Here is a 12611-nt window from a genome sequence, read left to right as displayed (position 1 = left end):
AAAGCCTCATTGTACCGTTAAAGGGTCAACGGCCACCATGACCCTGAGCTGCTAAGCTTATGACAGATGCCGAACCCATTGACTGGGAGAAAAATGATGAGCTATCAACATGTTCTGGTTACCGTGGACCTGTCTGAAGCCAGCAAGACGCTGATCGACAAAGCCATCGAGCAAGCCCAACCGGCCAACAGCAAACTTTCAATTGTGTATGTGGAAACAGACCACCTGAGATCATATCCAGATGATGAAGCGCGCCTGGAGGCGCAGCTGCAAACGCTTGCCGATGACTGTGGCTACCCCGTGAACGAGATTATAACGGTCATTGGCGACCTGCATATGAAGGTCGCGGGCTTAGTCGAGAACAGCGATATCGACCTGGTCGTCTGTGGCCATCACCACAACCTGGTCAGCCGCTTTTTCAGCGCCGTACCCAAGCTGGTTAACACTGTTAAAGCTGACCTGTTGGTCGTCAATCTGGGTTGATGATCGGGGTCGGACTGAAGCGATGGTCAGGCGCTCACTCGTGGAGCCACGGCGCATAACTCAGCCCCACCAATACCCCCTCGGGGCTCATGAACCGGGCAACGGTCTGCCCCCAGGGTTCAGTTCGGGCGGTATGAACGAATGCTTGCCCTTTCGCCTTTAACTCGTCTACAGCCGCCTCGACAGATGCCGCATCCGCCAGCTCAAACTCAACCGTGGCGGTAGGCACAGGAACCCCTTCGGGCCATTCATCCTGCCCAAAACAGGACTGGGCGGCCATGGCAAGCGGCCAGACACCAAAATGGTTTGCCCCGGGGAATTTATCCATGAAGCGATAATGGTCAATCTTCTCCAGCGGCAACCCCAGCAGTCCTTCATACAGCGAGGCACTTGCAGCAGGGTTCTGGGTTATCGTGGCAAATCCTGAAATGCATTTAATGTCCATCGGTTCCTCCAGTGCCGGTGTCTCAAAACAGCGGAGACACCGGCACCTATGTGATGCAAAGGCTAGATGCCATTGCTAGTTTCAATTGCATTAATGGCCTGTTGTAACAGCGGCGTCTCCGCTGACATATATGTTTATCCCACCAATAAAGATAATGTATTTATGTATATTGATCATTATTTTCGGTCATAGAACCTAAAAGCATAGCTTTTCAGGCTCTAGTCCGCTTAAAAGAGCAATATAAGTTATTGGAATTTATATGTTTTTAAGAAAGTGCGCTTTAAAGTTATCTAAGTCACTAAAGCTCTGATCTTTAAATGGTACAACCACATCTGATGCCTCCAGAAAGAGAAGATCATTTTCTATACAGTAATCAACTGATCTGCATAGTGAATCCAGTCCATCCGCTTCGAATCTATTAGATACAAAATCTTTATTATTTTCTAACCATTCTTTTAGACTTGGCACATCATTTATAACACCAGATGCTGAATAATTAGAATTGAAAGTGAAGTCTTCACCTTCATTAAATGAACTGAGAGGTGATTTTTCCATCTTGGTATAACCATTAAAAAAACTTTTCAACTCCGGCCTTTCATTAGCCAAAAGCGAAAGTGCACCATCTCGAGAATACCAAAACGGGTGTAAATAACCGGATAAGGCAGCTATCCCTAAAGAGAATGTACTCGAAAAATTTTCAACCCCAATTTCTTGAGATTCAGAATCTTTTCTTTCACGATACCAATAGAGCAAGGCATTATCATATATCCTAAAGATATCTTCAAACTTATCATTATTGCCCTGAGAAATCTCTTTGGCTCTATGCTCTGCACAACTTGGATCATTCAAAACATCAAAAATATATTTTTCTAATTCAGCTTCTGAAATTGAATGAAATGTAACATCAAACCCCATAATTATAACCCCTCTTTATATTAAAAACCTTCAATGGTCATTCCGCCCTTGAAATAAAGTCCCGTCGTGACGGAAGTGCTTCCTGATTTTTACATTTCGTCTATATCTATTAAACCATTAATGCCGTCTTCAGTTGTATAACCATCTTTTTCTAGCTTATCAAAAAAAACATGTAGAAAGCCATTCACTGACTCTTCCTGGTGCTTGCTCAACCAAATATCATACTCCGCAAAGTCCCATTCATCTCCATGTTTTGCATATCCAATCATCTGTCTTCCGGGAGTTTTAAATACTGGCACGAATAGATCATACTGATATTTATTGGGTATATCTTTCAGTTCATCTTTATCAGTAATTTGTTTTGCAAGAGATTCACTAAGTGGTAATAGCTTATGTAGCCCGAACACACCATTGGAGTCGTCTTCTTCCCCATCAAACATTGAGTAAATATCATAGTAATCACTTGGCAAGTCTAGAGACTTTGCCTTAGCTAACAAAGTAGAATCTGTAGTGGGTGGTCGCAGCAGCGTTGAGATCTCTGGGAATTTATCCCGTAGCGAATTAAATTTTTCTTTCATCACTCTCTCCTTGAATGGGATTCTCAGCACTTTCCAAGGCTGAGGTATCGTACGGCTAACACCTAAGAAGCTATATAGTCTGCTACGTACAAATGTCTGCTGGACTCAAGCATCCATCCGGATGGCAACGACTTCTGCTTCGTTTCAGTATCAGCTTCCACGCGTACCAGCCTTACTCTATTAGTCAGGTATTTTATTTTTTAATATTATAGGGTCATAGTCGAGAAAAAAATCTTCCATATTATAAAAACGACGCTTGGGAACTATCTCATCATCTTCAATTTTAGTTTCAAAAAAGCTACCTGCACAACTATCTGTTGTTCCATCTATCGTCATAAACAAGCTTCCTAATATACTTTTCTGGGATTCTCGTATAACTCTAAAAAGATCGTCTTCATCAATACCTTTATCATAAAGGTTTTTGAGTGATTTCAAGGTGCCATCCAAATCAGACTCGTCATAGAAATCAAGAACTCCTTGATGAAGGTCTTCCAAATCAAGCTTTGGTTTTATAGTTCGCTCTAGCCAGCCACTTTTCATAGATGGACTAATAACACCATCCCAGCTAAATCTCATAAATCGAGACATTTCAAAACACGGAACCTTAGACTGATTTTGACCAGTAACATCATTTTTTATTTCTTCAAGACTTCTTTTATCCAAATCTAATCTTTCCAGATATTCGATATGATCCTTTACAAAATTAGGTAAATTATCCATTTAAACCTCCATATTAATCTTTAATTTAAAAAATGGTTAAAATAGCGCATCATCAAAATTGTACAATTCTTCATGCTTAGATGCAGAAATAAATAACTTCCTGTCACACAGAATTAATACCATAGGTTCATCGTCGCTAAAATCTTCCGCAACGACGATACCGATAGCTCCTTTTGCTGATGACATTGAAGCCAACCAATGAACAAGAGGAAGGGTATCTTGCCAAACGCCTTCTAGCTTATTTCCAGGCAAGCAAAGATTAATACCGGCATTGCACACATTGCCGCTTGGATCCTTCTGTATCCAAAAATCTGATTTCCATGCGCCTGAAACAAAGTCTTTGTAAGAATTATGAAAACGATCTATTGGATTAAAGTTTTCAAAGAACGGATGATTTGGAAAATCAGTTGGCTCAGAACTATTATTATTGAAAACAAAATCCAGCACAGAAAAATTATCAGCAGCTAAAGATATTTCCAGTGGCAGTGATAACAATAAATTATAATGGGCTGACATAAATCACCTTATATGCTGACCTTAAGTCGGCTGATAATTGATTCTATTAAGGTATTATCCCAGCCGTTTCCTTTACAGCTTATGTTTGGTTTAGATTCATAGCGTTCTATCAATGCCTGATAGCGATTGGAAAAGTACTGAGAACTGTAGACACCCAGAGCATTGCGCTTCTGAGTGATTCCAGGCGCCCTGTAACTGGCTTGATAGGTGGCAAATGTATCCATAGCTTATCTTCCATGATCTGTCACCTGTGTACACAGGCACTGAAGCCCGGTCCAACCAGGGGCAAAGTCTTGAGGCCGATACATCCCGAACCGGCACATTAACCGTATCGTATACTGCCCTCGATACGACTGTATCAGAGCGTACTTTAATTCGTGTTGGCTCGCAAAGTACGCAGCTGCTTTTTTACAAATTCACGCTCCGTCTTCAAGTCTTCTCGTACAGGCGTCAACTACCGCATGTCTGAATGCCTCGCGGCGAGGCTCCTCGATGCAATGCTGATATTTATCCTGGCCATCTTGCACCTCGTCAGGGGTAAACCTATTGATAGAAGGTGTCTACTGCTCGTGGATAGCCCAGAAAGTTAACTGTCATTTATAGACTACCTGCCGCCAGTGTTAAGAATGCCCCTCCAGCCAACAGACAGAAAGGCGAAAACAGCCAGCTGTCATACGTTGCAAACTTCGAGCCTTTCACACGTTTGAAGAAACCAACATACTTGAATTCTCCTATCGCTCGCAGGACGAGCACGCCCCCGACTGCGAAGCCGAGAAAGACAGAATAAGGAGTGAGCGTAGCGGCGTTACTGGCTCCAAACCCGAGGACCAGCGCGATTAGGGCGAAGCCAGTGAGCACGAATGCAACCGCAATCGTTGCCGCTGCTCCAGGCATGAAGGCTGGTGCTCCATCTATCTCAGGGAGAGCAGCTGACATGCCGAACTTTCCGCCGAGCGCCCAATACAAATGCAATGCCGCCAATCCGGCGAACGATACGACGAGTAGGATCGCTATTGTTTCCATAGCTCCCTCCATTGGATATAACGCTTGCAGCATACACACTCACGGCGCGGAGCCGAAGGGGAGCACCAGTGAGCTGACAGCTCGTTCTTCCGGCAACGAGAAGTCGACTTCAATACCTAAGCCTCACGATTGAAGTCATCGATAATATTCCGGCTTTCTCTTCTGAGTTGCTCTATGGCCTTTACACATACAACCTCGACAGTTCATTAAAAATAAATATATTTTAGTATTGAACCACACTGGCCGCGCATACCCTGTCTATTTATTATTTTAGGTTAAGACAAATTCTTAACTTCAATTAGGCCAACATCTTTTTTGGCAGCATCATCGATTAACCCTTCAATTTTGCTAATATTTTCGAGCTGAGCCTGGAGTTTCAATGAAAGCTTACTCAGCTCAGAGGCAGAAAGGGAGGTCTCCTCCGCAGACGCCGCCGTCGAATGTACTACCTGATCAATGTCTGACATACCTTGATTTACCTGACTCAATCCCACCGCCTGGCTTTGCGATACATTATCGATTTCTTCGATGGTGTCGGAGATGGTTGCCACATGCTTAACAATTTCGCTCAATGCACTTACACATTTTTGTGATATTGCATTTCCCTTTTCGACGTTGTCTGCTGATAACTGAATAAACTGTGCTGATTCGCTGGCTGCGGCTGTACTGCGTTCAGCAAGTTTTCTTACTTCATCCGCTACCACAGCAAAACCGCGCCCCATTTCGCCAGCCCGAGCAGCCTCAATGGAAGCGTTAAGTGCAAGCAAATTAGTCTGAGATGCTATATCATCAATGACATTAATAATTTCATTAATCGCTTTGCTTGAGCGATTAATTTCCTGCATTGCTTGCTCAAGTTCTCTTATTTGATCAGAGGCCATGTTCGCAGCCCGCTGAGCCTCAGATGAAACCCCACTTGCTCTTGATGCACGCTCAGCATTGTCATTAGCCTGGGTAAGAATTTCATTCAGCGAGCTACCAATTTGGGTAATAGAAGCCGCTTGCTGAGTTGAGCCTACTGTCAAAGTATGGCTAGCAATTTTAAGTTCTTGTGCCCCTGTTGTTAGGTTTTCACTGATAGCATCTACATCTTTATAAACTGCCTTTAGCGCTACCTTTTCCGATACTTCCTGTACATATTCGACATGGCCTATCTCGTTACCATCTAAGCCCTTGATGTAAAAAGTATCTACACGGAAATCTTTTCCCCATTGATTAAAGGAGGTGTCCGGCTTACCTTTTCTTAAACAGCTCACACCACAGTCTTCAGTTTTACAGATGACTGCCCCCCAGTTTGAGCAGTGCTGTCCAAGTACGTCCTCACGTTTTACTCCAAGTGGAGCGGTGGCAGCTCGATTGACAAATGTCCACTTCATATCCATGTCAGTGACCGAAAGTGGATTTGGGATAGTATCAAGAATCTGTTCATAAAAGTTGAATTTCTGTTTTGCCAAACGTTCCATTTTTATCAGGCAACCTAACAAACCCAACAGCACAACAACCAAAAACAACAGGCTTGTTTCTTCTCTCGCAAGTAGTAAGGCAATTATTAAGGAGACGGTATTGGCACCTAGTGCCAAGCGGTAATATTTTTTCATATTATTCTCTCTTCATTCCCTACCAAAAGCTATAGAGCCTAAAACTGGAAATTTCCAGTCTCATGGTGTTTCTCACGCAACTGATTCAGCGCTTGTGACAAAAAACACCTCCGCTGGACCAGTACCGAAGCCCTCAACTCCGAAACCTCCCAAAGCCTTCGGCCACTGACCAAGTCTTTGGACTCTTGCTGCCGGAGTGCAAATACGAACTCCAAGGGGCCTGACAGGCAAGTGGTGAGTGAAGTCTTTGGTCATTATAATCGATATATCCACGCGCCACTCACCGATTAGCTGTCGGGCATGTACCAAGTCTCCGAACCAATGCTGATTCAGACATTCATCCCTGAGTTGTCATTGAAGCCTTTGACATACCATACCATACCCGTTTTCCAGCGGTTTTCTAGGCTGTATCTGTGTCAATTCCACCTTTTTCCTATGGGCTTGTTCGTCTGATATCCCCAACGAAACCGGTATATCCAGGTGTGGGTGCTAAAGAGGTTGTGACCTACTCCCCACTTTCTTCGCCTGCATGGATGCCTGAGCCATAGATTGAATTGATTCGGAAAATGCACCTGATAATCATGTGGACTGCCAAACAGGTTGCGCAGGCACTGAAGATTGCGTGCTCCACTGTTACTGCCGTGTTTCGTCGCTTGAAACTCCATTGCGCAGCACACCTGGAACTGGTAGCCGCTGGGCTTTTGCGCGGGTATTACAGATGAGCGGCAAGGCTGCCATAACTTACTTTCTGCAAAATACTCTAGCGGCCTACCGAGAAATAGGTGTGGAGGTGAAAGGCCTGATGACCGACAACGGTCCAGCCTATCGTTCCCGTCGGTTCAATGCAGTTTTACCTATTGACTCCGAAGTGGTTCATATGTGTTATAAATTTGCCGAAATTACGGTTGTGTTAAACCCTTCATCAGGTCTGGGGGCAACAAAATACTTTGTAACAAGTTCAAACATCTCTTCTGTATCAGTCTCCGCTCTCTGGGGCTGCTCTATTCGCCTTTTTGCGATTTGCCCCAAGCAAATATCATCTGGCCGGTCGATGTAAATCAGTTCGTGAGCAGCCTGGATCTCAGAGAAAATGCTTTTAAACCACTCTCGCTGCAAGATAGTATTTGCAGGAAAGTCCATTACCACGTTAGTTCCTGCTGCCAAGATCGACTGAGTCAGCTTCTTCATTTGAGGTTTAAGCAGACCAGAATATTTTACGTAATCCTCCAGTGTCTGGATGCTATCCGGATAAACAGACGCAAGCCACTCGTCCTCAGAAAGCAACACAGCATTCCGCTCATGAGAAATTTCGAGAGACTTTGTTGTTTTCCCAGCCCCCATTTTTCCACAGAAAAATATTAATATTCCTTTGTTCATTTTTTCCTCTTATCGCATAACGACCGCATTATTCACCTCACCTGAATTAGATCGAGATATCCACTAAGCGGTCGGCTGCAGCTTCCTGTTATATGGCCTATCGCAAGCTAACATGTTTGGCCACTCTGTTTTGTAGTAACCGGATGAGCTCGGGGTCCATTCGATCATAGTTGTCTGGTATATCTAGGCACACCAGCTTTTTTCCATGAAGCAATTCTTTGAATTTCTTTGAGACCTTATTCCTGTGGGTCTTTTCCATAACGAATATGACATCGGCCCACTCAACCAAATCTCCGCTTACGACAGTCTCGGCGTCAGCATTCGTTCCTGCTCCTATTGCATTGATCCCTTCATACTGTGAGAAGACTTCTTCTCCTGTAGGACTCCGCAATCTGTTCTCACTGCATACGAAGAGAAGGTTCATAATCTTTTCGCCATATCACGATTGCTAAGGGACTGGACAAGCGTAGCTCGAACATTCCCGCGGAGCCAGCCTTGGCCGGTGGAGTGAACTTGAGCAAGTTGTTAGACCAGATCATTGTTAAGACCAACTTTTTTTGCCCAAGAAACATACCTGTTTTTTGCTCTTGGACGTGACTCAATTGCTTTTTGCAACCTTAAAACTGCAGCTGCCTCGCCACCCGATAAAAACGCTGCTGAAAATGATTCTAAAGTGGGCTGCTGTTCAAGACTTTCTGCTATGGCAGAGACGGATTGATGAGTATTGAGCCAAGGAACACCATAGTTCTTCATTTCCTCCACTACTTCCTGTGCTATATGGCTAAGTTCAGACTCTTTTTCTATTTTCCACCAGTGGTCAACACCGTGTGCCAGTACCCCAACACGCTCACGTACGGTGGCCTCGTATTCCTTTGGCTTTCCAGTGAGAGGGGCTTGCCCGGCTAGAGAGGATATCTCAGCATTGTAAACGCCAAGATTTATGGTGAATGCCCCCTCAGCACCTATGTTTCCGCTGCTCGATTGCACATTGACGACCAACCAGTTATCACCTTCTTGCTTATGCCAGTTGCGTGCTGATTTTTTGAAGCCCTCGGATTTCATAAAGCTAGCGAGATCGAGCTTAATAACTTCATCAATTTTTTTTGTATATTTCACTCATACTTTCTGTATCTAAACGCCAGGAACAGCGGCAGCCTTTCCAGCACGCGCAGTGAGCGTTGCTGCTGCCTCTTATTCTGTCTTACTATCTGATTTTGTTGAAATAATTTGATCACGGTATTTTTGGAAGTCACCCCATGCTGACTGTTCTGGACGATTAGGATCAATAAAATCACCAGAGGAACAATCTAATAAAGACCAATCATTTGGGTTCGAAATTTTCATGAGTGTTGCCACAGGGTCTCCACCTCCACGAATATGAACCATAAAAGAATCTTTTTCATCTTCCACTCCGATACTGAACTCTAAAGAAAACCCTTCTCCTTTGTATATACCCCATGATGGATCTGACCAATCAATTCCTGAGAGTTGTTTGTTAATTAATTCACGCACATGGCCCGCATTTCCTATGCAGAATGGTCGATCATCGTCGGTCATATTCTCAACACGAGGGGGGTTCCCTCTATAGTTCATGATCAAAATATCCCAACTCATATTCTTACTCTCGTTTTAAGAAACATAACGTTTGGTGAAAGGGCTAGCTTTAGCCCGTCCCAGCGAGCTGGTTTGAACCAATTGTTAGCTGCCTTCCATCCTACCAACTATTTTTTTCCTAGAGAAATCAATCAACTCTTCATCTATATTGTCGTCAAACGAGTAGGAGTAAATTATCCATTTATCTTTAGGGCGGTAAAAAACAAATTCCAGCCTAACTGGCTGACGCTCGAACATTGTTAAATATGATATGTAAGTAAGTCTGTCTTCTAATGATTCCTCACCCAACTTTACTTTACCATGATACTCGCCGACGAGAGTTTGCAAATTTTGCATCTGAGTTTTGACATTTTGAATTTCATCACTCTTATTGCTCATCCATTTATTCGTTGAGTAAATAGAGTCTACTGCCTCAACGATTCTTCCTTCTTCGTAAAGTTTGAAAAACTTATCTATCTCTTTTTGATAGGCAAAAGATTCAAAAGAAACAAGGAATAAAATAGTAGATATCAAAATTTTTAATTTCATAAGTATCCTTTTAGTTTATTTGACAGTTTCCTTTACGGCTCATGCTTAGTTTACAACCATGCCGCTCTATCAATGCCTGATAACGATTGGAGCGGTACTGAACACCCCGGTCAGAGTGAATAATCAAATCGTTTTCAATAGCCCGGCGCTTGAACGCCATTTGCAGCGCATCGGTATTCAACTGCTCGGTCATGTGGGTATCCAGTGCCCAGCCGACAATGCTGCGTGAGTACAGGTCCATCACCGTCGCCAGGTATAACCAGCGATCCCGGACCCAGATATAGGTGATATCGGTCGTCCATTTCTGATTCGGACCGTCTGCGTTGAAACGACGCTTGAGAAGGTTGTCAGCGACGCCTGTCATCGCTTCGGTGTTCGGCGAGTACTTAAAGGCTTTACCATTACGCGCCCGTATACCGTTATGTTTCAAGATGTGGGCGACATAGTTAACAGAGCAGTCGACACCCAGAGCATTCAGCTCCTGAGCGATTCTAGGCGCCCCGTAACGGGCTTTGTAGGTGGCAAAGGTATCCATAACCTGCTCTTTCTTCCATGATCTGTCGCCTGCGCACACGAGCACTGAGGCCTCGGCTTAACCAGCGGTAAAATCCTGAGGCCGAGACATCCAGAACTCGGCACATCAACCGTATCGCATGCTGCCCTCGATACTCCTGTATCAGAGCGTACTTTAATCGTGCTGACTTGCAAAGTTCGGGAGCAGCCATCCGTCAGCTGCATTTTGTACGAACTCAAGCTCCTTCTTCAACGCATCACGCTCGCGTTTCAGCTGCCGGACCTCATCACTCTCCGGCTTGGAGTAATCCACCCCATTCAGACTGTTGAACTGTTTGTCAGACAGCCGGGTAAACTGGCGTCTCCAGTTGTAGATCTGACCGGGATGTATCCCCAGTTCCTTCGCCACTGATGAAGCCGTATGTCCGGGTTGGTCAGCACGTCTTACCGCCTCACGGCGAAACTCATCGGTATAGTGCTGGTACTTTTTCCTGGCCATCTTGCACCTCCGCGTCAGGGATAAACCTAACTATAGAAGGTGTCTACTGTTCGTGGGTAACTCGGTTACATAACGCCTAATTTAGGGGCTGGAGCTGCGTAGCAGCGAAGGTCCCAGCCCGCTTGCGGGCGACTACAATTATTTGTTATAGCTTCCAATTAATTTCTTTATAGGTTCCTGCAGTTTTAATATATAGTGCATCACCCAAAAATAACCAATCACCAAGCCTACGAATGCTAAAAACCATCCCCATATACCACCAAATTTTAGTGCAAAGTAAAGAGAAATACCGGCAATAAGGTATCCGAAAAATGTCTTAGATAATATGAAAAGTGTGGATAGCCAAATACGATGGTTGTCATCCGTTTGCGGACAAGTTAATAGCTCAGTAGTGACATGGTAAGCAGCTCCACCACCGAACAACAAAAAGCAAAAATTGAAGAATTGCATTACACTTATTTCTGATTCCATCCCAGCGGAAAATAAGTATAGAAATCCGCTAATTGAAATACACCAAAGCATAATAACTGATCTTTTCGTAGCCACTGGTTCAATCCTCACATTCACTCCTTAATGCTATAACGCCAAAATCAGCCGCCGCTTTTAGCGGTCGGCTGAATTTACTTGTTAGGGCTGCCTCCCTGCAATGCAACCAACTGACTATCTATTTCAGCAATTGTACTTTCAAATGATTTTAATTTAGCTAAATCTGAAAATGCCTTCATGGCGATGAAAGCTGCGCCAAAATAAATACTCATTCTAATTACACTTAAAGGGAAATATATAAAGTCAGTCAAATAGCCTAGCGCACTGCCTAGATAAGCCAAGAAAAGTATATAGAAAAGCAAACCAAGGTAGTGAATTAGCAAATCTGACGTATTGGTATGAAGCTTGGTTAAGCGATCCTTCTGCTTTTGTAAATCTTCTGCTTTCTTAGCTCGTCGCTTGCTACTCTGCCCCACTGCTAGCTTTTGAAACCCCCAGAATATGAAGGCACCAATTACGCTGGATACAACTCCGACAACACCAGATACAAACCAATTAATATTACTGACGTCTGCTTCCATTACTTTTCCTATTCTCGTGTAGTCCTAACGCCCAAAGCAGCGAGCGCGCTTTTTGGCGTCCGCTGCCTTTGTTTGTTATAGCGCCCTATTATTTTTGGCAGTTGCACTCTTTTGCCACTAATTTTAGCTCTTGAATATATTCTTGAGTCGCTTTTTGAAAAATAGGCTCGCCTAGATTTTGAAAGTGCGCAGTAAACTCTGTAAGAGCACTCTTACTCGCTTTAACCTCTTTCTGCCCTATTGGTGATGTATAAAATTCAACCAATGAGTCCAGCTCTTTTTCTGTAAAGTGCTGGCCATAGTATTGTCCCCAAACGCTTACTATTTCTTCAGTTCCCCAAGGGGCTGTAACTTTATCCATATAATTATTGAATGCTGCTGTAAAGCGAGCTTGGAACTCTTCATTTGGTTTTATTTGCGATAGCAATTGATCCATCATTTGCTTTCCGGCTTTCTCGCTTTGAACCTTACCCATTTCCAATTGGCTTTCGAACATAGAGATAATTCCCTGCGCCTCCATTAACTGTCTAATCTTATCTTCTTTGTCTCCTGCCATTGCGAACATGGGGAATACAGCCAACAAAATAATTGAGATTATTTTCTTCATGAACTATTCCTTAGTTTGAAATTGGTGAAGCTATAACGCCGCATTAAAGGGCCGAGCGTAGCGAGGTCCCAGTGAGCGCAGCGAACGATTTTAAATGCTTTGTTATGCATTTGACGTTCCTCCGTAAC

The 12611-nt window shown here is 43.8% G+C and carries 17 protein-coding genes and 1 pseudogene; 1 reads left to right on the top strand and 17 read right to left on the bottom strand.

Features of this window, described 5'->3' with window-relative positions:
- Positions 1-96: 96 nt before the first annotated feature.
- Positions 97-483, top strand: coding sequence for a universal stress protein (locus BLV48_RS14785; protein WP_091827568.1), 387 nt, complete (start codon positions 97-99; stop codon positions 481-483).
- Between the two features lie 34 nt (positions 484-517).
- Here the strand turns inward: BLV48_RS14785 and BLV48_RS14780 are convergent, their stop codons facing one another.
- From BLV48_RS14780 to BLV48_RS14700, 17 genes and pseudogenes are all read right to left on the bottom strand, one after another.
- A complete protein-coding gene (locus BLV48_RS14780) occupies positions 518-928 on the bottom strand; it encodes a VOC family protein (RefSeq protein WP_091827567.1) in 411 nt (136 codons plus the stop codon).
- A gap of 255 nt (positions 929-1183) precedes the next feature.
- Entirely contained in the window at positions 1184-1843 is a 660-nt protein-coding gene (locus BLV48_RS14775) for a hypothetical protein (protein ID WP_091827566.1), read from the bottom strand.
- 89 nt (positions 1844-1932) lie between these two features.
- On the bottom strand, positions 1933-2421 hold the full coding sequence (locus BLV48_RS14770; RefSeq protein WP_091827565.1) for a hypothetical protein: 489 nt from the start codon (positions 2419-2421) through the stop codon (positions 1933-1935).
- 180 nt (positions 2422-2601) lie between these two features.
- Complete coding sequence (locus BLV48_RS14765; protein WP_091827564.1) at positions 2602-3141, bottom strand: hypothetical protein; 540 nt, start codon at positions 3139-3141, stop codon at positions 2602-2604.
- 36 nt (positions 3142-3177) lie between these two features.
- Positions 3178-3657: a hypothetical protein gene (locus tag BLV48_RS14760; protein ID WP_091827563.1), complete on the bottom strand. Its 480-nt coding sequence runs from the start codon at positions 3655-3657 to the stop codon at positions 3178-3180.
- A 597-nt stretch (positions 3658-4254) separates the two neighbouring features.
- Positions 4255-4680, bottom strand: a complete 426-nt coding sequence (locus BLV48_RS14755; RefSeq protein ID WP_175527692.1) for a DUF3995 domain-containing protein — start codon at positions 4678-4680, stop codon at positions 4255-4257.
- 275 nt (positions 4681-4955) lie between these two features.
- A complete protein-coding gene (locus tag BLV48_RS14750) occupies positions 4956-5936 on the bottom strand; it encodes a methyl-accepting chemotaxis protein (RefSeq protein WP_422730700.1) in 981 nt (326 codons plus the stop codon).
- A 51-nt stretch (positions 5937-5987) separates the two neighbouring features.
- A pseudogene (locus BLV48_RS19605) lies at positions 5988-6143 on the bottom strand (PAS domain-containing protein); the annotation flags it as partial.
- 1017 nt (positions 6144-7160) lie between these two features.
- Positions 7161-7655, bottom strand: coding sequence for a P-loop nucleotide/nucleoside kinase family protein (locus BLV48_RS14740; protein ID WP_091827560.1), 495 nt, complete (start codon positions 7653-7655; stop codon positions 7161-7163).
- A 525-nt stretch (positions 7656-8180) separates the two neighbouring features.
- Positions 8181-8771: a DUF4304 domain-containing protein gene (locus BLV48_RS14730; protein WP_091827558.1), complete on the bottom strand. Its 591-nt coding sequence runs from the start codon at positions 8769-8771 to the stop codon at positions 8181-8183.
- 75 nt (positions 8772-8846) lie between these two features.
- Positions 8847-9269, bottom strand: coding sequence for a hypothetical protein (locus BLV48_RS18790; RefSeq protein WP_139253934.1), 423 nt, complete (start codon positions 9267-9269; stop codon positions 8847-8849).
- Positions 9270-9353: 84 nt separating this feature from the next.
- Positions 9354-9797: a hypothetical protein gene (locus BLV48_RS14725; protein ID WP_091827557.1), complete on the bottom strand. Its 444-nt coding sequence runs from the start codon at positions 9795-9797 to the stop codon at positions 9354-9356.
- A 10-nt stretch (positions 9798-9807) separates the two neighbouring features.
- A complete protein-coding gene (locus BLV48_RS14720; protein ID WP_302847911.1) occupies positions 9808-10371 on the bottom strand; it encodes an IS3 family transposase in 564 nt (187 codons plus the stop codon).
- A gap of 114 nt (positions 10372-10485) precedes the next feature.
- A complete protein-coding gene (locus BLV48_RS14715) occupies positions 10486-10809 on the bottom strand; it encodes a transposase (protein WP_217633031.1) in 324 nt (107 codons plus the stop codon).
- 138 nt (positions 10810-10947) lie between these two features.
- The gene (locus tag BLV48_RS14710; RefSeq protein ID WP_091827555.1) at positions 10948-11370 is read right to left on the bottom strand and encodes a hypothetical protein; all 423 of its coding nucleotides are present in this window, start codon (positions 11368-11370) and stop codon (positions 10948-10950) included.
- Positions 11371-11429: 59 nt separating this feature from the next.
- Positions 11430-11876: a hypothetical protein gene (locus BLV48_RS14705; protein ID WP_091827554.1), complete on the bottom strand. Its 447-nt coding sequence runs from the start codon at positions 11874-11876 to the stop codon at positions 11430-11432.
- Between the two features lie 88 nt (positions 11877-11964).
- A complete protein-coding gene (locus BLV48_RS14700) occupies positions 11965-12483 on the bottom strand; it encodes a DUF2059 domain-containing protein (RefSeq protein ID WP_091827553.1) in 519 nt (172 codons plus the stop codon).
- Positions 12484-12611 lie beyond the last annotated feature (128 nt).

This window comes from Marinobacterium iners DSM 11526, from assembly GCF_900107855.1.
GTDB classification, from domain to species: Bacteria; Pseudomonadota; Gammaproteobacteria; order Pseudomonadales; family Balneatricaceae; genus Marinobacterium; species Marinobacterium iners.
The sequence above is the reverse complement of the archived record's forward strand: the minus strand, read 5'-3'. Positions and strand labels throughout refer to the sequence as shown.

What these genes read in the sequence shown, in the direction of transcription:
- BLV48_RS14785 (WP_091827568.1), top strand. Translation starts at nt 97, where the DNA reads ATGAGCTATCAACATGTTCTGGTTACCGTGGACCTGTCTGAAGCCAGC.
- BLV48_RS14765 (WP_091827564.1), bottom strand. Translation starts at nt 3,141, where the DNA reads ATGGATAATTTACCTAATTTTGTAAAGGATCATATCGAATATCTGGAA.
- BLV48_RS14705 (WP_091827554.1), bottom strand. Translation starts at nt 11,876, where the DNA reads ATGGAAGCAGACGTCAGTAATATTAATTGGTTTGTATCTGGTGTTGTC.
- BLV48_RS14760 (WP_091827563.1), bottom strand. Translation starts at nt 3,657, where the DNA reads ATGTCAGCCCATTATAATTTATTGTTATCACTGCCACTGGAAATATCT.
- BLV48_RS14775 (WP_091827566.1), bottom strand. Translation starts at nt 1,843, where the DNA reads ATGGGGTTTGATGTTACATTTCATTCAATTTCAGAAGCTGAATTAGAA.
- BLV48_RS14700 (WP_091827553.1), bottom strand. Translation starts at nt 12,483, where the DNA reads ATGAAGAAAATAATCTCAATTATTTTGTTGGCTGTATTCCCCATGTTC.
- BLV48_RS14780 (WP_091827567.1), bottom strand. Translation starts at nt 928, where the DNA reads ATGGACATTAAATGCATTTCAGGATTTGCCACGATAACCCAGAACCCT.
- BLV48_RS14725 (WP_091827557.1), bottom strand. Translation starts at nt 9,797, where the DNA reads ATGAAATTAAAAATTTTGATATCTACTATTTTATTCCTTGTTTCTTTT.
- BLV48_RS14755 (WP_175527692.1), bottom strand. Translation starts at nt 4,680, where the DNA reads ATGGAAACAATAGCGATCCTACTCGTCGTATCGTTCGCCGGATTGGCG.
- BLV48_RS14715 (WP_217633031.1), bottom strand. Translation starts at nt 10,809, where the DNA reads ATGGCCAGGAAAAAGTACCAGCACTATACCGATGAGTTTCGCCGTGAG.
- BLV48_RS18790 (WP_139253934.1), bottom strand. Translation starts at nt 9,269, where the DNA reads ATGAGTTGGGATATTTTGATCATGAACTATAGAGGGAACCCCCCTCGT.
- BLV48_RS14770 (WP_091827565.1), bottom strand. Translation starts at nt 2,421, where the DNA reads ATGAAAGAAAAATTTAATTCGCTACGGGATAAATTCCCAGAGATCTCA.
- BLV48_RS14740 (WP_091827560.1), bottom strand. Translation starts at nt 7,655, where the DNA reads ATGAACAAAGGAATATTAATATTTTTCTGTGGAAAAATGGGGGCTGGG.